The following is an 18,774-nucleotide window of genomic DNA, read 5'->3' on the forward strand; positions in this document are numbered from 1 at the left end:
TTCATCCCAACCATCTACACCACCCCCAACCGTGCCAGCGTCGGCTTGAACTCAGACGACCCCGAACTAAGAGACCAACCAACAACCACAAGCACCTCATCCAATTTTCGTGTCAGCGCATCAACCGTGACCCGCGCCGTATCACCCAAAGTCAGGTCACCCAACGACGTACCCACCCCATCCCGAACCGTCACCGTCAACACGTTCTGACCACCGAACAACTGCGCCGCCATCGCCTGCGCGTGACCGTTGATCGTCCGCACATCCTTCACACCCGAAAACTGGCGGCGATCCTCCAAACGGACGAACCCTGCAGCCTCACGCACCGTATCCACGACCGGGGCGGACATCAGTTTCGACTCCGCATCACCGTCACCAATCGCCCGCACATGGGTAGCCGCATCACCGTCGCCCCACGGCCTCGAACTGTCGAACCCGGACACGTTGCCCGGCATATCGAACACATGCTCCGGGGCGTCCGTCCGATACCCGAGATGCGGGTAACCGGTGCGGAACGTGTACTTCACACGGGTATGCGAATCGTCCGTCCAGTCCACGTCAACGGTCCAGTTGAACCCGTTCTCCACCGCCGCCAACTCCTGCAAACGGTTGTAGACGCGGGCGTTCTCATCGTCCGCATACACACGGTCCCGCAGTACGCCAGTCTTCGGGCAGTCATAGTTGAGCGGAATCCCAGCCGCATCCCCACAAATGGAGGCAAGATCGCGGGCAATGTCCGCCTGATCCCGCTGCACATACGCCAACGACGGCACATACCGGCGCAAGAAATACGCCTCCAACGTCACACACGGGAACGACACCGTATCCACCGAATCCGCGGCATCATCATTCGGGACCCCATGCCACACAATCCGATCCTCACCATCCAACACAAGGATCAGGTTCCGCCACGGCAGAATCAGCTGATCCCAATTCGGCGGACACTCAGGATGCAAGACCGGCAAAGAAAGAGTCCCCGAACCGTGGCCCTGCAACACCCGAGACAACTCGCCCTCAATCGTGAACGGCGCCGAATCCAGGACCCTGCCAGTCTTCAACTCACACACCAAGAACCGGTACGTCACGCAACACCATCATCCCGGACCGCCACATACGTCTGCCCGTACACGCCCGGGCCGTAGATCGTGTAACCACCCGGCCCCGCCAGATGAGCCCCAAGGACCTGCAAGTTATGGGTGCCAGCACCCAAGGCGCCCGTCCGCCCCGTGAAGTTGAACGCCGTCTCCAACGCAGTCGCCGTCAAATCCACCTGCGAACGGCGGACCGGCGTGCCATCCACCGTCACGATGAACCCGTACTTCGCGCCCGCATTGCCCGACATGACACCCGAGAACTCCACCGACGCAGCGCGACCACCCACAGTCTCGAAGCTCAGGTTGAAAGCCGGCAGCTCCACGTACAAGTTACTGCTGCCCAGATTAGAGTTCGCCACCATCTGCTTGTACCCGAGGACCCCGCCCGGCTCGAACCAGCGAGTCGTTGGCGTACCCGAAGCCATCGTCACAACCGCGTGCTGCAAGGTGCCCTGGCGATCCAATCGCTGAACAATTGTGCCGTCCACGGCAGCCACGGCATCACGCTCAGCTTGCGACCGCACAGGAATAGGCGCACCAGCAGCAGCAGTCAACGGCGCATCCACCGTTACCACAGGGCTACCAGCACCCGACTTCGGCACCTGAACCGACGCCACATGCAACGCAAGCGGCGGCAAGGCAGGCAGGCCGGGAAGGGCAGCGGGGGTGCCAGTGATGATCCGCAGACGGCCCAGGCGAGTCGTGCCGCCCGAACCGTTATCCGGGTCCAGCACCTCCAGCACCACACGATCAAGGCGGCCATTCGTCGCATCAGCAACACCCAAAGTGCCCGCCGACGTCACCGAATCCACGCCCGTCAGGTACACGCCCTTGGTGCTGCCGATCGCACAGTTGAACGGGCCCACCTGCACATTTGAGCCAGACAACGACACAGCCGGCGCCGGACCGAGCGCACCAGTCCGGGCGACACCCGCAGATGACTGAGCCACCAGGCCGCCAAGCCCGCGGCGTTCACCCTCCGCGTCATACTCAGTCCCGTTGATGTACAGCGGCTTGATTACTCCAGCCATGACAACCTACTTCCAAGAATCAGACCAAGACACGGTCATACGGGCAGCCTCGTCATACGAAGCCGCATCAAAAGTGAGAGTGTTACTGCCCGGACCAAACACCAACCAACGGCCGCGCATAGTGCCACGCCGCGACACCCCATTCAGCAGGGCCGTCCGCGCATCCAAATCCACAACCAGCGACTGACCCGGCAACACATCCAAATCAAAGGACAACCACTGCCCATCCGGCATACGCACAGTCGGGCCCGAAACCGGACCATCAAACCGAACAGTCACAGGAGCCGGCGCAGTACCCGAATTCAGCACATCCACCGACCCAGACACCACCGTCGCGTTGATCGTTGACGGCAACGTGTACGGGCGCACACGGCCACCCTGAGTACGCGGCAAAGGCACCGTCAGCGAATAAGCGGGAGCCGGACCAGTACCCGAAAGGCGGCGATAATCCGGGGCAATAAGCTGGATGTTGAACGTAGCCTCACCGCCACCACGCCACACAACAAGCGGATCCTCCTCAAGGCGCACCATCGCATAACGCGACAGGCTGCCCTCAGTGACCACCAAAGGGAACAAGTCATTGATCGACAGGCCGCCAATAAACGCCTCGAACGCGTCCCGCACCGCCAAAGGATCGTCACCAAACAGTGACCCCTCCAGCACCAGGACACGCGGCGAATAATAGGCCCGGTCCGCCCAACCGCCATGCTGATACGACCGCTGCGTAACCGTGCCCCTCGAAGACGGCGGATCCCACCAACCCTTCAAGTCCGAAAACACGCCCGCCACAGGGGCAGACTCAGCAGCCTGCCCCTGCAACACCATGCCCGGAAGCGTCACACTGAACCGTGGGCGGTCCGTCGTCCATGCAATATCAACCATCAGACAGCAGCCCCCTGCAGCCGTGCGATATGCACAGCAGTCGAATACGGATTAGCGGCCTCGTGAACGTTGAAGACCTGCTGGGGCTTATTGCCCATTGCGGAACCGCCAGAGATGTCTGTGCCAACCTCGAAGCGGGGCGCGGCAGGCACGGTGACAAGGGACGCCATCTGCTTATCGATGGCTGACTCTGTGTCGCCGATGCCGAGCATGAGCCCTTCGCCGATGTTGCCGCCGAACTCGCGGAACACGCGGGACGGGGAATGGATGCCAAGCGCTGTCTTGAATGGGCCTACAATCCAACCCGGGAGCAGGTCGAGGAAGAAGCTTCCAATTGAACCCGCCAACGACTTGATGCCATCCATGAGGCCCTGCACGACGTTCTTGCCCGCATCCCACAACCACTGACCAGCACCCGAAACCGCACCCAACACCTTGTCCTTGATGGACGAAACGAGGTTCACAACGTTGCCGATGCCGCCCGATATTGCGCCCGTAATTCCGCCCCAAATACCGGAGAGAAAACCAAGGATGCCGTTCCATACCGAAGACCAAAGGGACGCCACCACATTCAAGTAGGCGCCAATGACCGAACCGATGATCTGCATGGCCCCGGACACCACCGATGTGATGGCATTCCAAACGCCGGACAGGATGTTCTTGATGCCGTCCCACACCTGCGACCAATTGCCAGAGATGATGCCTGTGACCACCTGAATGATGCCCTGCACGATCTGCATAGCCGCCGTAATCACCGACGCGATCACACCGAACACCGTCACGACCACCGGCAGCAGTGCCTGAATGATCGGAATCAGCAGGCCCGCAATGATGGTTATCAGTGGGGCAATGGCAGTAACCAGAGCCGTGAAGATGGTGATGATCGGAGGCATGACCGACTGCACCAACTGGATCAGAATCGGGGCGAGAGAGCTGACCAGCGACATGACCAAAGGCATCACGGCGGCAAGAACCCCCATGATGACCGGCACTAGCGTCGTCATTGCACCGCTCAAGGCCGCCACCAACTGCACAATGGTCGGCATGATCGCGACGAAAACACCCGACAACGTCTCCACCAGCATCCCAATCAGCGGGATCACCATCTCCAGCACGCCACCCAGGAGCGGCCCAAGCTGCGCGACGAGGTCGCCGATAAGCGCACCAACCTGCGGCAGGACCGGCAGCAACGCGTTAAAGATCAGGCCGAACGGGGAGAGCATCGGCAAGACGCTCCCAAGCTGCGGCCCGAGCGACGAGAATGCCGAACCTAGCGCCGCGCCAATCGGAGCCAGCGCATCCCCTACTGCGTTGAACAGCTCCCTCAGCTTCACGCCCACCTCAAGGAGCGGGTTGATCTTTTCGCCCAGGCCGGCCGCAAGATCCGGCGGCATGGTGAACCCGTAAGAAATTGTCTCGAAGGCTGTGCCGACCTTGTCTTGGATCGTCTGGAATGCTGCAGCCGCGCCTTCCGCGTGGCCAGCCAGGACTCCTAGGGCGGACCCGACTGCACCAAAGACGGCTGACCCCAGCGGCTCGAGCGCCGCCAGCCCGTTGTTCTTGAGTATCTGCCACGACTCCGCAGCGTCCATCGTCTCTTTGCCAAGCCCGATGATGGTGTCACTGCTCGCGCCCGTAGCCTCAAACAGGTCAGTCATCGACAGGGTGCCCGACTCCATTGCGGCGACGAACTGGTTAGCGCCCTTCGTGCCGAACAACTGCGAGGCAAGGTCCAGCGCGGCACCCTTATCGCCCGCGTCAATGAAGCCCTGCAGCTCCTGCGTGGTCCGCTGGAATGCCGCCTGTGGTTCCTCGCCGTCCTTCGCCAAGGTCACGAGGGCCTTACCTAGGCCGTTCATCACCTGGCCCGTATTCAGGCCCGCCTTGTCCAGCGAACCGGCCAGTGCGGCCGAGTCCTTGAAACTGAATCCGAGGGTCTGCAGTGCCGGGGCCGCGGACTGGACACTGCCGGCCAGCTCATTCATGCCCACGCCGGTTGCCTGAGACACCTGGAACAGGGAATCCATGGCGCCGACAACGCCTTCGCCCTCAATCTGAAAAGCCGAGAACGCAGCCGACGTCGCATTAATATCGACGTCCGTGCCAAGGATCCGGCCCGCCTCAAGATACTGCTGAGCAACGGTATCCAGTGTCCCACCCGTCAACCCAAGACGAGTGTTCAAGTCCGCAACCGTGGAACCCACCGCGGAGAAGTCAGCAGGGATCGACTGGCCCACATGCTGGGCCACCGCAGTCAGACCCTCAAGCGCCTCACCACTCGCGCCCGTCCCCACCCTGATCGTGTCCGCCACATCATCGAACACAGACCCGACCTCATACAGGCCCTTGAACGCGGCACCCACACCCGCCACAATCGCGCCCACCGCCGCGAACTTCACAAACGACGAATTGAACAACCCGCCACTCTGAGAACCCGCACTCTCACCAGCCTTAGCCGCGTCCGGCACCAACTGCGACGCGATCTGCCCCTGAGCGCCCTTCATGGACGGCACCAAACTCACATATGCTGTGGCGATTTCGTAAGCCATAAGGGGTCCTCCTGAACCTAAGCGGGCATCACCGCAGCGTCGCCACCAGCCCTCAACGGGGAGCGGGCAGCCAATACCTCAATCGCCCGAGCAGGCGAGAGTTTCGTCTTACCGAACCGCTTCTTCTCAACATCCTTGAACGGACGCGGATACGGCTTCGGATTCTTGCCTTTGCCAGCCTTCGACTTGTGCTGCAAGTCGTACAAATCCAACGTCGCCAAATACTCCCGCGACGCCGGGTAATCCCACTCAGCAACAGCAGCAGCCAAATGGTTCGCCGGATCCTTCATCAATTCCTGCACCAACAGGTACGCGTGCCGCCACGAGACGGCCCCTCCGAAATCGCGTATATCAAGACCAAGGACCCGCCGGCAATCAAACACCAACGGGCCCTCGAACTTGTCGATCACGCGGAGGAGCCAGATTATTCCCCCAGGGACGCCCCATCAGCAGGCTTGAAACTCAGCCAACGGAACACGATCGGCATCATGTCCGGGGACGGCATCGAATACAGCACCTCACGCGCCTCATCAGCGTCATCGCCGAGGGCATCCAGCAGCAGGAACGCAAGCCGAAGCTGGCCAAGGTCGCCGTCAATCACGGACTGCCGGGTCTGCCGGCCGGTAATGCAGTGCGCCACCGTCGACGCGGGCGGCAATTCAAACGACTCGCCGTCGTGCTCGAAGGTGAAGTTCTCGCCCTCGTCGGCCTTCTTCGCAAGGCGGTCCTGGGGCTTACGGGGTGCTGCCATGATGTGTCTCCTACAAGTCAAATAAGCGGGGAGCGGGGTGGAACCCTTGGCTGGCCTGCCCGCTCAACAGGCCAGCCAAGGGAGATATGGGTGGGTTACGCAGCAGCCTCAGCGAGGGAGGAGTACCACTTCTTCGCGGCACCGGTGCGGCCGTCGAAGTTGGAGTCGTATGCAGTGACGGTGACCTCGTAGCCGATGGCCTCGCCGTTCGCGTACACCTGATCGCCAACCTCAGTGACCTGACCGGACTTGATGTAGGTGCGGATGAAGTCGTCATCATCAATGACGTCCACAACGAACTGCCGGCGCCCACCAGTCGAGGAAGGGTTGATGACGATCGAACCGTCAGCCTCAACCGTGCCGCCGTAGTAGAGCTCGATGTTCTCCCGCTTCGTTTCCAGCAGGACGAACGACAGGGTGAACGAACCCTCAGTCACGACCTCACGCACGGTCGCGCCGTGCTGCCAGGCCTTGATCTTCTCGGACGAACGGTCACGCGTTTCCGTGACACCACCATCGCCCACATAGCCAAGATCCACGCCGCCCACAACGGTGCCACTCGCACCATCCGGGCCCTCTACGTCGATCGGGAGTGTGTACACGGCGCCGGTGACGGCCACCCGCACGTTATCTGAATTAAGCGCCATAACGGCCCCTCATTTCCTCATAGGTGTATGACGGCGAGGCCGTCGTGAAAGTAGAGCGGGAAAGCAAGAGGGGCTACACGCGGTAGCCCCTCAGATGGATTCGGATGTTCTGCCGGTAGCGCGGCACTTTGGCATTCGGATCCGGCACGTACGCCGGCCGGCCCATCTGCTCGACCTTGTAGCAGCGGATGCCATCGACCTTCTGGCCAACAACGCCAGCCATCAGGGCGCGGACGCGGGCCATAAGCCGCTCCGCTTTGGGGTCCGTCGAATCCCAGCACTCGACCATCAGTTGGCCGGCATCTGAGACGAGGGTCTGTTGGTCACCGCCCGCGTTCTGGAAGGTAACGAACCGTTTAGGCCGGGGATCAGGAACCTCACCCATGACTGGCACGGCGAACTCCCCGACCATGAGTGGGGTCAAATACTTGATCGCCCACACGGCCGGATTGGGGAACTCAATAACCTCAGCCACCCGCAGCCCCAATCGCCCGAGACAACGTGCCGTTCTCGGCTTCCTCACGACGCGCCTCAGATGTGGCTGTCGCTACGGAGCCGCGGATACGGTTCGGCCCGACCTTCACATCTCCCTCGTACCCTTCACCCGCGGCGCTCTCCACCCTCTGAACCCGCGAAGTGATGTCAGCTTGGACCTCAGGACCAGTCAGGATTGCCCGGAACATTGCACTGTTGTATTCAATCCGCGGCTTATCAGCCATCGAACCTCCCCAACTTGATGACGACGCCAAAGGTGTCGCCTGTAAAAGGGTTGGTCCACTCACGACCAGGGCCGATAGCGTCTAGGGGTTCGGCCTCACCCGGGACACGGACACGATCGTCCTTGCCGACCTTCGTCCCGGGCGGCGCGTAGACGGTGTACTGCACCGAAGACCCCTCCCGGCTTGGCTCAAACGGTTCAACAACATCGCCAGGAGCGACAGCGCAGAACTCGACCGGGTCAGGCGCAGACCATGTGCCCTCGGACTTATACCCATCAACCATCTCGCCGGGGACCCGCCGCAACACATACACCGTCACGCCCCCGCGGAACCTCATAGACCATCCCGCTCATAGATCGGTTCGCCAGCAATATCGGCCCCACAAGAGCAGTAGCGAGCACCAAAATTCAGGTTGCACCAAGGCACGTGCGAAGAGCACGGGGCGCCGCCAACGGGCACCCCAAACGCACGCACAGCGCCCGCACCCAACGCAGTTTGCTCCTGTTTCGTCAGATAGAAATCGCCGTTCGGGTTGACCGGCTTCACCAGCTGCGAGAACGGCCCAGCGGTCTGCTGGATCGACTCCATCCCGGCGTCTTGGACGGGCATAGCCCGCCGCACCACGGCGCACACGACACGGCGACGGGTCGCCTCCGTGGCGTTCGCGGCAGTCGGCACCGTATCCAGGATGAACTGTGAGGCGTCTTCGAGGAGGACCATGGCATGCGCCTCAGCCCCGGTGGGGAAGTCCGGCCAACGTGCTTTCAAGTCGTCCACGTTTGCGAACGGGAACGGTGTTACGTCAGCCATCAGACCTCCTAGGTGTTCTTGCGGCGGGGCTTTGGCTTCGTCTGCGGTTTCTGCGGCGCAGCCTTGCCGGCAGCTGGGGCCCATTCGGACCCCAGCTGCGCGGCAGTAACTTCATCCACGTTCACCACGACGCCGGTCACGGAGTTGGTGAACCGCGGCATTAGGCTGCAGCGTTCTCGATGACGGCGAACCGATCCTCGAATGCGTACCAGCCGTACACGACTTCGAGGCGGAGCGCGATCTGGTTGTTGCGCTTGAGGTCGCCCTGGCCGTCCGGGTCGCCGAAACGGATCAGCTCAACGGGCAGTTCACGCTGCACGCCCCAGCGGATACCGTTCTGGAAGTCGCCCACGATGGCACGGATGCCGGTGTCAGCAGCTTCCGGGGTGCCGGAAACCGTGTTTCCCTGAGCCGCGTTGATGCCGAGGATCGACGTCACGTCAGTGCCGAAGCCGAGGTTCGGGTAACGCTGAGTGCCCGAGGGCGACCCGTCAGCGTTCTTCGTCTGCAGGTTCGCCAGCGACCACGCGAACTTCGGGTCGATGGCAACACCATTGACGCCCCAGGAGGTGTCCTGGTTCAGCAGCAGGCCGACCGCAGCACGGAGGTCCGCGTCAGCCTCAGCAGCGCCAAGCTCAACACGCTTCGAGGTCTTGGTGACGTAGTTGTCCCACGAGGTGATGACCTGGCCGGTAAGCGGGTTGATGCGGTGATACATGCCAAGGTCGAGGCCGCGGGAAAGCGCGGTCCGGCCGGCGGCGGCAAGATCGGACAGAATCGACAGCTGGTAGTCCTCAGAAGCCCACTGGACTTCCTCGTTGAACCGCATGGTGACCTGAGCCTTGCGGGGCTTGGACTTCACCGCACTGTATCCGCCGGTGGTGGAGGACTTCTGGGCGCCCTCCTCAACGAACTCCGCCTTCGGGAACTCGTTGAAGATGATGTACTCAGTCTCACCGAACCGCTGCGGCTCAGCGCCGGACAGCTTGGCAACGGTGGACTCGGAACGTGCTTCCTGGATCATGCTGTCCGCGATGTTGCGGGGCAGCATGACCTTAGCTTCGGATGTACCGAAAACAGCCATGGTCTAACCTTTCGTTTAGTCTGAACCGAACAGCTTGCGGGCGAACTCAGCGTTCGGGCTGTCCGGGATTCTTTGCGGTGCTTTTTCCTGCCCCGGAATAATTGGGCCGGAAGGTTTGATGAGCTTGGCGAGGTCAGCAGCGTGCGCTTCCAACTCGTCGCGGGTGTTACCGCGAAGGGCGGAGGCAGGCACGCCAGACTTCTCAGCGACGTCGGAAAGGATCTCAGCCCGTTCCTTCTCCGCTTCGAAATCCTGGACCTTCTTGGAAAGCTCACCCACCCGTGTTTCCACGGTGGTGTACTTGCCAGTCAGTTCGTCCAGGGCGCCCTTGTTCTCCTTAGCCCTGCCCTCCCATTTGCGTGCTTCGGCCTTCCAATCAATCTCCTGTGCAGGAGCTTCCGGGGCCGGAGACTGCGCCTGTTCGGGCGTGACTTCAGTAGGTGCTTCACTCATCGGTTATTCCTCCCGTGCGGGATAAGACAGCCCCGTGCGGGGCTGGTGGTCTAATGGGTATGGACCCCGTCAGTAACGAGGTCAGGATTTTGCCGGCGCATGGCCGCGCTTATGTCGCGTATATCGCCGGACTGTGCTTCGTCGCGGGCCGAGGTGTACATCTCGTAGTAGCTATCCGGCAAGTACCCCTCTGGGTATTCATCGCCGGGCCCCATACGCACCGGCATGCAGTAGCAATCGCCGTGGTAGGAATCCCCGTCGCCGCCCGCAGATTCCTCGGACAGGTACACCGCATCCCGGGAAGCCAGGATGAGGCAGAACGAACAGGTGTTAGGGCCAGTGGGAACACGCGCCCAACGGACACCCTCCCGCGAAGCGTTCCGCACAATAGTGTCTCGCCCCGGTTGCTTCACGTACTTATCCACCGAGGTAAGCAGCGGGCCAAGAATTGCCTCCGGAGTGGGCGTCCACAGATGGCCCGCCAAGTACCGAGTCTGGGATGCAACAGCAGCGCCAGGGACCGTCTTCGCAAGCGAGGTCCTAAACTTTCCGGCCGCGCCGGAAGCTCCCCGCATCTCCTCGTAATAGTCAGCCGCCAACACCGCGGCGACGTCACCATACTGGGTAGTCAACGCCGGCGTGAACTCCAACAACGCGTCCCTGACCTTGTCCGGCTTACTCAAATCCAAGGAAAGGAAGAACTCCTCCAAAACATCCCGGACACGAGCCGACAGCTCCTTATTCGCTGAGCGGTACCGCTCCAACGCTGCTCTGTCCACCATCTACAGGCACCTCCGGCGTAGTCCTACTAGCGAGCAACTGAGAAACCAAACTGCCCGACTGCTCCCGCTTACGCTCCGCCTGGATCCGGTCAACCTGGTCGTCATCGAAGACGGTTTCCAGCAGCACGGAGGACATAGCAAGCTCAGGATTGGAACCGGCCATCTTCACGTAAGCGTCAGCATTGGCCGACGTTGAACGGAACTCAGGATCAGCGAACCTGGCAGAGAGGTTCCACGACTCGGCAGGCGGCTCAGTCAAACCATCGCGCACCATCACAGCGAGGCGAGCAATGTTCGTTACCGCAGTGCCCAGCACATACCTGTTCTGGTGGGTAACGTCGATCAGCAGGTCATGTTCCGCAGCGCGGATAGCCTCAGCCGACGACGGATTGTCATGGATGACACCCAGCGAATGAGGCGGGATGCCCGTCTCCCCAGAGAACGCCATCGCAACGGTCCGGAGCATGTCAGAGTGAGGCGTCATCGTGGCTTGCTGCAGCTGCTTGATCGTTGGCGCGTTGCCTTCCGCATCCCGGGTCAAGGCGATCAGCCGGTCCATGGCAAGCTTGAACTTCTTCGTCTCGCTGACCTCCCCAAACGCCTCAGGGTCAATGCCCTCAATGGCGAGCTGGGGAGACGAATAGAACTCAGCGTTCCCTTCCATGCGCACATACGCTCTGACGGCCATGTCCGTCAGAGCCATCACCGGGCCGCTGATCCGAGAGCGCCCGAACGGCTTCATCAACTGCGGGTCATACGTCAACGGCACAACCAGCGTCCGTTTGATCTGGTTCGGGATCACCTCGGCCGTCCAACCCGACGCACCCTTAGCACACTTGAGGATCTTGTCCGGCAGATACGCAATGAACTCAGACGGCTTATCCCGGTCCATCGCAGAAATAGTCAGGGCTGCCGCAACACGCCGCTTCCGCCGGTCCCACAAGGCAGACGCAGACACCGCGGAATGCGGCTGTATCTGCACATCCGGCTCACCTTCGCCACCCTTAGCCACAGTCACGAAAGCAGGCCCGTGCGTATACGCAGAGTTGATACCCTGCCCGAGCTCCAACCCAAAATTGTTCTCTGCCAGCGTCTGGTTCAACCCCAACGGGTCTTCAGACCCAGGCAGCCGCAACCCCTCAAACTGAGAGCGGACAGCCGCCTTGCGGACAGCCATCGTCCCCCACCCCAGATAGAACTTAGCGTTCTTCAACTGCGGCGGAAGCATGAGCCCAAGATCCCGGAACGCCTGCTCCCCGTCGTGGTACAGGGACCGGCGAAGGTTCTTCGTCCGCCGATCACTCCACTCCTGGATCAGGCTCCGAACAATATCCATGTCAGCGTCCGAGACATTCGAAATCTGCAGACCTGTAATGTCTGAGCTGTTCCATTCATTCATAGGAAGCTCGCCTTTCGTCCTGGTCTACGTTTCGTTGTCTTAGCGCCCCAATGGGCTAGAGTCACAGCGTCCAGAAGGGTCACGCTCTCGCCATCAGGGGCAGCCCAACCGAACCCGCCAGTCGAACCGATCTTCCGCTTCTCAGCGACCCTCACTTGGTCGTCCAGTTCCTTCTGCCCACTGTGGGTAATTTCGTTCGAATTGATCGCGGACTCCAACATCGAATGTGCCGCGACTACCGCATCCGTACCCGGCGTGAGAATCACAGTCTTAGGAACACCGCCCTCAATCAGCGCGTTCACCAAATAGCCGACGCCCGACTTCCCGTCGATCACGATCTGCGCAGCCTTAGCGTGGCGATCGAGCAACCAATCCACCAACCAGCGCGTACCTTCACCCATCGAAGCGACCTTTATGCCCTCAACATGGACAGGGCCCTGTTCCGGCCGCATCGCAGCGGCCAACGCGACCCCTGACCCATCCACAGCAAACCGGACAGCATAAACACGCCGGCCGTCTTCCGGCACCGCATCAGGAACAACCTTCCGCGCAGCCCACGTAGCCGGCTTGATAGCCTTCTTCGTCAGCGCCGCCTCATCCCAAATGCCCAGGCCTTCACGGAGAAACGACTCAGCCGAGCCCAGCAGCTTCCGCATCCGCAGAATCGCCGTCTCAGTAGTACGGCGCGGATGGGACGGATTAGCGATGCGCCACTGCTTCCGGTCATCAGGATTAGCACCAGGGTCCGCGGAAAACTCCACGTACAACACGTCCTCATCCTCACCAGACAAAGCAGCTGCACGACGATTAATGAACACCTCGCCCGGGTCAGCAGGACGAGGAGGTGTACCCATCATCAGGACAAGGCCATTCGGCGCCGCGTTCGTCGCCGGCACCATGTCCTCCATGGCCTTCTCTGTGAGGATCTGCGCCTCATCAAGAACAAGCACATCTACCTTCGCGAACCCACGACCAAAGCCAGACTCCCGGGCACCAAACAGGATCCGCGAACCGTTCGTGAACTCCACAGCCTCAGTGCCGGCACCAGTAAGAACCCGCCGCACATAAGGCCGCACCGCAGGGCGCTGAGACATCGCATCCATCGACTTGAACGTCTCGTTATGGGTACGCACACGGTGCGCACTCCACAGAACCAACATGCCCGGGTTCTGTGCACAGAGAGCAAAGATCAGGGCGCCGATGGTGTACGTCTTGCCCACCTGGCGAGGGATTGAAATGACCGCCCCACCAATACCGCAGGCATACATCCCGTCCTCGCGCTTAGCCAAGACGGACATCATCAGGCCGCGCTGCCACTCATCAAGCGGCGTCTGCATCCGCTCAAGCTGTACAGCAAGCAACGGGAAGTCAGACGAAACAATGCCAGACGGAAGGATCAGATGCCGGGCAACCTCAGATAGCTTCGGGTCTCCACTTCGTACTGATGACACCATTAGCAACCTCCGCATCGCGGGCTTCCTCCGCCAGCGAGGCGCGAAGCTGCTCAATCTCTTTCGAGAACTCATTTACGCTCAACATGAGCGCCTTCAAATCACGAGGCGACGTCTCCGGTGAATCAATCGCCGCAGCAGCAATACGCCGCATAGCGACAAGCTGATCCAAACGGGAACCACGCAGAACCGCCTCCGCCACCGTCAAAGGAGGCGCCGGAACATCGTCAGCTGTGGCAACTCGTGGGTATTTCTCCGGCATGATGTGCACCTCCTAAAGCGTTAGCGGCCTCCCAGTGACGGCGATATACCGTCCGGAAGGGTAAAACTCGATACTGCGTCCGTCCCGAATCTTGCGGCCCTTACCCTCAGGAGTCTCAACAAACACATGGACGCCCTCACCCGACTGGGAAATCTCAGAGAAAACAATGGGCTCCGCGATAGCCTCGATAGCCTCACGCGCCCAATTGACCAACCTGCCCTCAACAATGCAATGGTCGAAATCCCAACAACCGATGCCGTCACCAAGCACATACCCCAGGCCAGCCCCAACCTGAGACGCCCTAGCTTCGTTGAAAGATGACCAGGTCCGCGGATCCGTAGAACTGCCCGCCTTGCCGGCCACCGTCAGCGGACGCTTCGCCGCATCACGCCTCAACCAGCGGTCCCGGGATGTCATCGACGCGGGGAATGCCGAACGCGACACCCGCTTCCGGCACCGCGCCGAACACGTCCGCGCCCCCTCGCGCCGAAGGTTGATCGGCTCCCCGCACCCCTGACAGACCCTGTTTTCCATGCTCCTATCATACCGCATGTCACACATAATTGGCGAAATCTAGGCGAACTTTCACGAGCCAACAGGGCCGGCCGGACACACGCCCCTCTGCCGCCGTGGGGGTCTTAGATGCCCTAACCCCCAACGTCAGGCGCTCACAAAGCCACACATGCCCGAAGGACGCCCCACCCAGGCCCCCGTGTGGAAAAAGACTGAAAATAGATCGCTATACACTGGGGAGCTAAAGAACGGGGAGGGGGAGGGTTATCCCCCTGGGGGTCCTGCTGTCACCAATCCACGGCGGTGGGGAGGGCCTTCGTTTCGACCCTGGGCCTGGGTGCCCGCTTGTTCATTCTTCCGCCGAGTCGTTGGTTGCATTGCCTGCATATGACGCGGGTGTTCTCGATGGTGTCGGGCCCACCTTGCGCATGCGGGATGATGTGGTCAACTTCTGCGCTGTCGGGTCGGCCTGAGTATTCCCAGTCCATGTGTACGCCGCATCCTGGGATGGGGCAGCGTGTTAGTCCGGCGTTGAGGGCTTGGGCTCGGGCTTGGTTGCGGATCTTGAACCATGTTGCTGTGCCTGTTCTACTGCCGGCCATGTGTGCCGCTCATGGTGTGTTGGTGTGTCATTTGCGGCCTCCTCGGGGGTGGACTTGGGGGTGGGGTGGGGGCTTGTTAATTGTGGGTGCAGGGGTTTAGTGTGGGGCCCCTACTGGCTTTCCTATAGGGGGTACCCATGTCTGATCCGTTGTTGTCTTTTACGTCGCATGTTGCTGGGAAGAATGCGAAGGTGCAGTTGTTCTCGGATCGTATTGAGTGGTCGCGTGCTGGCGTGTCTGGCGGTAAGGTCGCGGCCGGCATGATGACTGGCGGCCTGTCCATGTTGGCGACTGGTGTGCGTAATAAGGAGACGGAGATGGTGCCGGTTCGTTCGGTGTCGTCTGTGACGTCGAAGAAGGGCATGGTGAACACGGTGGTCACTGTGATTGTGCCTGGTAATACTTTGGATTTCCGTGTGTCTCATAAGGAGGCTAAGGAGTTCAAGGAGCGGTTGCAGGGTTTGATGCTGCAGCAGTAGGTGCCGATCAAACGAAGTAGCCCACTATGGCTGGATGGTCACTGGTTGCGACGGCCGGGGCGAGTTCTTCCATGACATCGGGCGTCTCCATCTTGGCTGGGATATAGATGTGGTCCACGTTGGTTCCTCGGATGCCGCCTTTGGGTACAGAAAGGAACACCCTGCCGCCACTGTGCATGCGGATTTCTTCGGCGCCGTTGGTCATGTAGAACGTGGCGGCGCCGGCGGGTGCGTTGTCCTTGAGTTGTCGAAGTGCTGCCCTGCCTGCCGCTCGGGTGGGAGCGATGAATGCGACGGTGAGGCCTTGCTCGGCGTCGTTGCATGCGTCTCGCAATACGCGGTCTAGCACGTCGGTCTGCTGTCCCATGGGGCCTCCTGCATAAGCGTGGTGGGGTTGGCAACGTCTCTCGACGGCAGGCCGTGCGCCGTGACCCTGGCGCGGGAGATAAGCACCTCCTGGTTTGTCAGGGCTGCTTCTTCTTCCCAACAGCGCGTTGGGGGTTTCGTTGGAATCCGATTGGCCGTGACCTGTATACGCCGCCATGGTCTTCGTCGTAGTCGATTGAGATGCCGGTGTAGCCGGTGTGGAGTTCGGGTTCACTGGTGTAGGAGTGTGCGTGTTCCGCTTGGCTGAAGTTGTTGCCTTCGGGGTGCGGTTCGCCTGGCTCGCGGGGCGGTTCAGTGCGGCTCATTTGTGTGGCGTTGGCTTCGAGCCACGCACACACTGCCTTGTATAAGCGCACGTCGTCTCCTCAAGTGTGTTGGGGGCCTCTGTTTGTGCTTCGGGTGTCTGAGGCGGTACTCCCGTGGTGTTCCTCTGTTGGTGGTTGGCGGGCTCGGTGCCTGGTCACGATTGTGTGTGCACGGTCGGCCATCCCCTGTGGAGGACAGTTGTGGGGCCGCGTTATGCGGCGGTAAGTGAGCCTACGACCGCTTGGAACAGGTCATCCTTGATGCGCTGATCCGCAGGCAGTTCGGAGTAGGCTACGAGGCAGGGATGTGTTTTCTGCTCCGCGTCCTTGATCGGGCCGTACGTCCAGCCATCGGCCGTCTTGAAGTCGCACCACGACTGGTGGAGCTGCTCAGGGGTCTCGCCTGCGACGGCCTTCTCTACGCCTTCGATGGCGGACTCCCTCTGCCAATCAGGGGCAGTTTCCCACTCGGGGGACGGGGCGGGGTCGGCTTGAATGATCTGCAGGGCTCGGTTCGCTTCGTGGCAGACTCGGGCGATATCTTCGGGGCGCATGGGTCTCCTTATGTGCTCAGGACGGTTCTAGCGGTCGTTGTGCGAGTTCGGTGACCCATGCTGGTGTGGTGTGCCCGAGTTTCCGGTCACACGTCACACGCAACCGGGCCGCACGAATCAGGATGCGTTCACGCTGCGACGGGGGCATTGAGGATCGTTATCGGGCCCAGTTGAGCCAGAGTCAACGAAGTTATTGGGCTTCCTTCTCCCTCGCTCCTTTGCCACTTCACATCCTCAGGATTGATGGAACCCGCCTCTGCTGCCTGCTGCCACGACTGCCCGTTTTTGTCGATAGCCAGAACGTTCGCGGGCGCTTTGTCCAGTGCCATCAGCGTGCGCCACCACGGGGGCTGGATGGCTCCGAGCGTGCTCATGTCAACCTCCGAACCATTGCTAGTCGGGCCAATCCGCAGCCCACATCACTTCGTGCTCGTAGAGATCGTCGAGATGCTGGGGATACTCCTGCATTGTTAGGAGCCAGTTGACATCCGCTTCAAGATCGCGCCTCACCACTAGGCTCTCCCGCTGATTCGCAGGGAGTCTGGCTAGGTCGATGGAGTCCCCCTGTGCGACGAGCATGTGGCCCACGTAGAGAGCCTTCTCCCCGTCTACTTCTACAAGAACAGCGCCACTCATGCTGCCTCCTAGATGACTTCGTAGTGGGAGAACTTGCGGGCGTCGTGCTGGCCGATGAGGAACGTTGTTGTTCCCCGTGTGCTGAACTTCCCGGTCCCGTCCGTGAAGGACTTGGACCCGGGGTCGTTCGTGGTGCACTGGATCCGGTGATAGGGCCCGTAGTCGGTCAGTGAGGCTGTGTGCCGGTGCGCGGTCGCCCACAGTTCGGGGTCGAACCCTGCAGTGGTTTTCAGCCAGGATGATTGGCGGGTGAGCCACGTTTCCTCGTTGCCGCCGATCTTGTGGCCGTGCCCCATAGCGACGTTCACCCCGGAGAAAGTTCCGGTCGTGATCATCTCGTCGCGGGGGATAAGCCAGTCCATGTGGGCGAGGTCGGGGTGGAGGTTGCAGACGGTTCGGAGCGTGTCAGCGATGAACCCTGTGCTGTTGTCCGAGTCGTCTGTGATCGGTTTACCGGCCATGCGCTGCCATTGCCCGTGGTTACACAGGCAGGCAGCGTACGTGGTGTGTTCGACCAATGGTGCGAGGGTTTTGATGCCCTGCATGTTGAGCTCAATCGCGAGGTTCAGTTGGTCCCGCTGGTTGAGGTCCACACTGTACGTCTGCGACGTGTAGTGCCCTGTGACGGCTTCGGTGTGGTCGCCCATGTTGGCGATGAGGACACGCTCAATGTTGTGGCCCTGTTTGAGTAGGGCTTTGATGCGTGTGGCGGTGTCTTCGAACGATTTTAGGACACGCTCCGTGGTGCCCGCGGTCCCGTCGCCTTCCGATTTTCCAAGCTGCCAATCAGCCCAGCCAACGAACATGGTGACCGGTGTGCCCTCGGGTGCCGGCTTCTTCTTCGCTGGCTTCCATTTGCGGACGTCAGCGATGAGGTCTTTGATTTCGATGGCGCCAACGGCTTTGCGGGTGAACCTTGCCCGGTAGGAGTAGAGGTTCACGACGTCGCGGTCACCAGTGTCGGTGCGCTTGGACTGCTGCCAGGTGCTCATGCGGACGGTGTCGTCCACGATGACGAAGGTGCCGGGGTCGAGGTTGAAGCGTTCGAAGATGGCGGACCAGTCTTTGAGCGGTTCGGTTACTTGGACGTCGATGAATTCGCCGCCGTCTGGGGTGACGTCGCATCGGCCGGTGAGGTCTGGTGTGGGTGCTTCGGCTTCTACTGCTTTGAGGAGCCCCATTTAGATGTCCACCCGGCAAGCGCACTCGCCGCGGCGGTGGTCTTTCACGATGGTGGCTGAGGTTTGGAAGCCGGCGGTTCGGAGTTGCCGCGCCACTCGTGCGGCTGAGATGTTCCCGTTTTCCCATTCTTTGACCAGTGCTTCGTCGGTGTGGTCGTAGTCGGGGTGTGTTTTGAGCTCGTCTATGGAGCGTCGGTAGCTGC

General features: G+C 60.9%; 25 protein-coding genes. 2 read left to right on the plus strand and 23 right to left on the minus strand.

From position 1 onward, the window contains the following. Positions 1 to 14 precede the first annotated feature (14 nt). The 16 genes from QNO06_RS04775 to QNO06_RS04850 form a co-directional block, all read right to left on the minus strand. A complete protein-coding gene (locus tag QNO06_RS04775; protein WP_227914574.1) occupies positions 15 to 1,085 on the minus strand; it encodes a hypothetical protein in 1,071 nt (356 codons plus the stop codon). Further along, positions 1,082 to 2,125 carry a hypothetical protein gene (locus tag QNO06_RS04780; protein ID WP_227914572.1) on the minus strand — a complete coding sequence of 348 codons (1,044 nt, stop codon included), beginning with the start codon at positions 2,123 to 2,125 and terminating at the stop codon, positions 1,082 to 1,084. Before QNO06_RS04780 ends, QNO06_RS04775 begins: the two co-directional genes overlap by 4 nt. 6 nt (positions 2,126 to 2,131) lie before the next feature. Beyond that, positions 2,132 to 3,007: a phage distal tail protein gene (locus QNO06_RS04785; RefSeq protein WP_227914570.1), complete on the minus strand. Its 876-nt coding sequence runs from the start codon at positions 3,005 to 3,007 to the stop codon at positions 2,132 to 2,134. Continuing rightward, positions 3,007 to 5,556: a phage tail tape measure protein gene (locus QNO06_RS04790; RefSeq protein ID WP_227914568.1), complete on the minus strand. Its 2,550-nt coding sequence runs from the start codon at positions 5,554 to 5,556 to the stop codon at positions 3,007 to 3,009. The genes QNO06_RS04785 and QNO06_RS04790 overlap by 1 nt, the downstream gene beginning before the upstream one ends. Before the next feature lie 17 nt (positions 5,557 to 5,573). Continuing rightward, positions 5,574 to 5,966, minus strand: coding sequence for a hypothetical protein (locus tag QNO06_RS04795; RefSeq protein ID WP_227914566.1), 393 nt, complete (start codon positions 5,964 to 5,966; stop codon positions 5,574 to 5,576). A gap of 14 nt (positions 5,967 to 5,980) precedes the next feature. Then, on the minus strand, positions 5,981 to 6,307 hold the full coding sequence (locus QNO06_RS04800) for a hypothetical protein (RefSeq protein WP_227914564.1): 327 nt from the start codon (positions 6,305 to 6,307) through the stop codon (positions 5,981 to 5,983). Between the two features lie 95 nt (positions 6,308 to 6,402). Continuing rightward, positions 6,403 to 6,954: a phage tail tube protein gene (locus QNO06_RS04805; RefSeq protein WP_227914562.1), complete on the minus strand. Its 552-nt coding sequence runs from the start codon at positions 6,952 to 6,954 to the stop codon at positions 6,403 to 6,405. Positions 6,955 to 7,027: 73 nt separating this feature from the next. After that, a complete protein-coding gene (locus QNO06_RS04810) occupies positions 7,028 to 7,429 on the minus strand; it encodes a hypothetical protein (protein WP_227914559.1) in 402 nt (133 codons plus the stop codon). Positions 7,430 to 8,006: 577 nt separating this feature from the next. After that, complete coding sequence (locus tag QNO06_RS04815) at positions 8,007 to 8,483, minus strand: hypothetical protein (protein ID WP_227914557.1); 477 nt, start codon at positions 8,481 to 8,483, stop codon at positions 8,007 to 8,009. 8 nt (positions 8,484 to 8,491) lie between these two features. Further along, complete coding sequence (locus tag QNO06_RS04820; RefSeq protein WP_227914555.1) at positions 8,492 to 8,644, minus strand: DUF7302 family protein; 153 nt, start codon at positions 8,642 to 8,644, stop codon at positions 8,492 to 8,494. Beyond that, the gene (locus QNO06_RS04825) at positions 8,644 to 9,567 is read right to left on the minus strand and encodes a major capsid protein (RefSeq protein ID WP_227914553.1); all 924 of its coding nucleotides are present in this window, start codon (positions 9,565 to 9,567) and stop codon (positions 8,644 to 8,646) included. The genes QNO06_RS04820 and QNO06_RS04825 overlap by 1 nt, the downstream gene beginning before the upstream one ends. Positions 9,568 to 9,582: 15 nt before the next feature. After that, positions 9,583 to 10,020: a hypothetical protein gene (locus QNO06_RS04830; protein ID WP_227914551.1), complete on the minus strand. Its 438-nt coding sequence runs from the start codon at positions 10,018 to 10,020 to the stop codon at positions 9,583 to 9,585. A 50-nt stretch (positions 10,021 to 10,070) separates the two neighbouring features. Beyond that, complete coding sequence (locus tag QNO06_RS04835) at positions 10,071 to 10,802, minus strand: VG15 protein (RefSeq protein ID WP_227914549.1); 732 nt, start codon at positions 10,800 to 10,802, stop codon at positions 10,071 to 10,073. Beyond that, positions 10,759 to 12,201, minus strand: a complete 1,443-nt coding sequence (locus QNO06_RS04840) for a phage portal protein (RefSeq protein ID WP_227914546.1) — start codon at positions 12,199 to 12,201, stop codon at positions 10,759 to 10,761. Before QNO06_RS04840 ends, QNO06_RS04835 begins: the two co-directional genes overlap by 44 nt. Then, positions 12,198 to 13,655 carry a terminase large subunit domain-containing protein gene (locus QNO06_RS04845; protein ID WP_227914545.1) on the minus strand — a complete coding sequence of 486 codons (1,458 nt, stop codon included), beginning with the start codon at positions 13,653 to 13,655 and terminating at the stop codon, positions 12,198 to 12,200. The genes QNO06_RS04840 and QNO06_RS04845 overlap by 4 nt, the downstream gene beginning before the upstream one ends. Further along, on the minus strand, positions 13,615 to 13,914 hold the full coding sequence (locus QNO06_RS04850) for a hypothetical protein (protein ID WP_227914543.1): 300 nt from the start codon (positions 13,912 to 13,914) through the stop codon (positions 13,615 to 13,617). The genes QNO06_RS04845 and QNO06_RS04850 overlap by 41 nt, the downstream gene beginning before the upstream one ends. 310 nt (positions 13,915 to 14,224) lie before the next feature. Between QNO06_RS04850 and QNO06_RS04855 the strand changes: the two genes are divergently transcribed. Beyond that, the gene (locus tag QNO06_RS04855; protein ID WP_227914601.1) at positions 14,225 to 14,431 is read left to right on the plus strand and encodes a hypothetical protein; all 207 of its coding nucleotides are present in this window, start codon (positions 14,225 to 14,227) and stop codon (positions 14,429 to 14,431) included. A gap of 283 nt (positions 14,432 to 14,714) precedes the next feature. Here QNO06_RS04855 and QNO06_RS17030 read toward each other — a convergent pair whose 3' ends face one another. Further along, positions 14,715 to 15,029: an HNH endonuclease gene (locus QNO06_RS17030; protein ID WP_502850234.1), complete on the minus strand. Its 315-nt coding sequence runs from the start codon at positions 15,027 to 15,029 to the stop codon at positions 14,715 to 14,717. Between the two features lie 137 nt (positions 15,030 to 15,166). Between QNO06_RS17030 and QNO06_RS04860 the strand changes: the two genes are divergently transcribed. Next, entirely contained in the window at positions 15,167 to 15,508 is a 342-nt protein-coding gene (locus tag QNO06_RS04860) for a hypothetical protein (RefSeq protein WP_227914538.1), read from the plus strand. Between the two features lie 7 nt (positions 15,509 to 15,515). On the opposite strand, the gene QNO06_RS04865 is transcribed toward QNO06_RS04860, so the two are convergent. From QNO06_RS04865 to QNO06_RS04890, 6 genes are all read right to left on the minus strand, one after another. Beyond that, positions 15,516 to 15,875, minus strand: a complete 360-nt coding sequence (locus QNO06_RS04865) for a hypothetical protein (RefSeq protein WP_227914537.1) — start codon at positions 15,873 to 15,875, stop codon at positions 15,516 to 15,518. Positions 15,876 to 15,972: 97 nt separating this feature from the next. Beyond that, complete coding sequence (locus QNO06_RS04870) at positions 15,973 to 16,251, minus strand: hypothetical protein (protein ID WP_227914536.1); 279 nt, start codon at positions 16,249 to 16,251, stop codon at positions 15,973 to 15,975. Positions 16,252 to 16,412: 161 nt separating this feature from the next. Further along, positions 16,413 to 16,754, minus strand: a complete 342-nt coding sequence (locus QNO06_RS04875) for a RyR domain-containing protein (protein ID WP_227914535.1) — start codon at positions 16,752 to 16,754, stop codon at positions 16,413 to 16,415. A 128-nt stretch (positions 16,755 to 16,882) separates the two neighbouring features. Then, on the minus strand, positions 16,883 to 17,128 hold the full coding sequence (locus tag QNO06_RS04880; protein ID WP_227914532.1) for a hypothetical protein: 246 nt from the start codon (positions 17,126 to 17,128) through the stop codon (positions 16,883 to 16,885). A 19-nt stretch (positions 17,129 to 17,147) separates the two neighbouring features. Continuing rightward, entirely contained in the window at positions 17,148 to 17,390 is a 243-nt protein-coding gene (locus QNO06_RS04885; RefSeq protein ID WP_227914530.1) for a hypothetical protein, read from the minus strand. 8 nt (positions 17,391 to 17,398) lie between these two features. Further along, positions 17,399 to 18,571 carry a hypothetical protein gene (locus tag QNO06_RS04890; protein ID WP_227914528.1) on the minus strand — a complete coding sequence of 391 codons (1,173 nt, stop codon included), beginning with the start codon at positions 18,569 to 18,571 and terminating at the stop codon, positions 17,399 to 17,401. Positions 18,572 to 18,774 lie beyond the last annotated feature (203 nt).

The organism is Arthrobacter sp. zg-Y20, from assembly GCF_030142075.1.
GTDB lineage: Bacteria > Actinomycetota > Actinomycetes > Actinomycetales > Micrococcaceae > Arthrobacter_B.

Excerpts from the sequence above, each read along its gene's own strand:
- QNO06_RS04780 (WP_227914572.1), bottom strand. The coding sequence starts at position 2,125 with ATGGCTGGAGTAATCAAGCCGCTGTACATCAACGGGACTGAGTATGAC.
- QNO06_RS04785 (WP_227914570.1), bottom strand. The coding sequence starts at position 3,007 with ATGGTTGATATTGCATGGACGACGGACCGCCCACGGTTCAGTGTGACG.
- QNO06_RS04790 (WP_227914568.1), bottom strand. The coding sequence starts at position 5,556 with ATGGCTTACGAAATCGCCACAGCATATGTGAGTTTGGTGCCGTCCATG.
- QNO06_RS04800 (WP_227914564.1), bottom strand. The coding sequence starts at position 6,307 with ATGGCAGCACCCCGTAAGCCCCAGGACCGCCTTGCGAAGAAGGCCGAC.
- QNO06_RS04805 (WP_227914562.1), bottom strand. The coding sequence starts at position 6,954 with ATGGCGCTTAATTCAGATAACGTGCGGGTGGCCGTCACCGGCGCCGTG.
- QNO06_RS04815 (WP_227914557.1), bottom strand. The coding sequence starts at position 8,483 with ATGGCTGACGTAACACCGTTCCCGTTCGCAAACGTGGACGACTTGAAA.
- QNO06_RS04820 (WP_227914555.1), bottom strand. The coding sequence starts at position 8,644 with ATGCCGCGGTTCACCAACTCCGTGACCGGCGTCGTGGTGAACGTGGAT.
- QNO06_RS04825 (WP_227914553.1), bottom strand. The coding sequence starts at position 9,567 with ATGGCTGTTTTCGGTACATCCGAAGCTAAGGTCATGCTGCCCCGCAAC.
- QNO06_RS04830 (WP_227914551.1), bottom strand. The coding sequence starts at position 10,020 with ATGAGTGAAGCACCTACTGAAGTCACGCCCGAACAGGCGCAGTCTCCG.
- QNO06_RS04835 (WP_227914549.1), bottom strand. The coding sequence starts at position 10,802 with ATGGTGGACAGAGCAGCGTTGGAGCGGTACCGCTCAGCGAATAAGGAG.
- QNO06_RS04840 (WP_227914546.1), bottom strand. The coding sequence starts at position 12,201 with ATGAATGAATGGAACAGCTCAGACATTACAGGTCTGCAGATTTCGAAT.
- QNO06_RS04845 (WP_227914545.1), bottom strand. The coding sequence starts at position 13,655 with ATGGTGTCATCAGTACGAAGTGGAGACCCGAAGCTATCTGAGGTTGCC.
- QNO06_RS04850 (WP_227914543.1), bottom strand. The coding sequence starts at position 13,914 with ATGCCGGAGAAATACCCACGAGTTGCCACAGCTGACGATGTTCCGGCG.
- QNO06_RS17030 (WP_502850234.1), bottom strand. The coding sequence starts at position 15,029 with ATGGCCGGCAGTAGAACAGGCACAGCAACATGGTTCAAGATCCGCAAC.
- QNO06_RS04860 (WP_227914538.1), top strand. The coding sequence starts at position 15,167 with ATGTCTGATCCGTTGTTGTCTTTTACGTCGCATGTTGCTGGGAAGAAT.
- QNO06_RS04865 (WP_227914537.1), bottom strand. The coding sequence starts at position 15,875 with ATGGGACAGCAGACCGACGTGCTAGACCGCGTATTGCGAGACGCATGC.
- QNO06_RS04875 (WP_227914535.1), bottom strand. The coding sequence starts at position 16,754 with ATGCGCCCCGAAGATATCGCCCGAGTCTGCCACGAAGCGAACCGAGCC.
- QNO06_RS04880 (WP_227914532.1), bottom strand. The coding sequence starts at position 17,128 with ATGAGCACGCTCGGAGCCATCCAGCCCCCGTGGTGGCGCACGCTGATG.
- QNO06_RS04885 (WP_227914530.1), bottom strand. The coding sequence starts at position 17,390 with ATGAGTGGCGCTGTTCTTGTAGAAGTAGACGGGGAGAAGGCTCTCTAC.
- QNO06_RS04890 (WP_227914528.1), bottom strand. The coding sequence starts at position 18,571 with ATGGGGCTCCTCAAAGCAGTAGAAGCCGAAGCACCCACACCAGACCTC.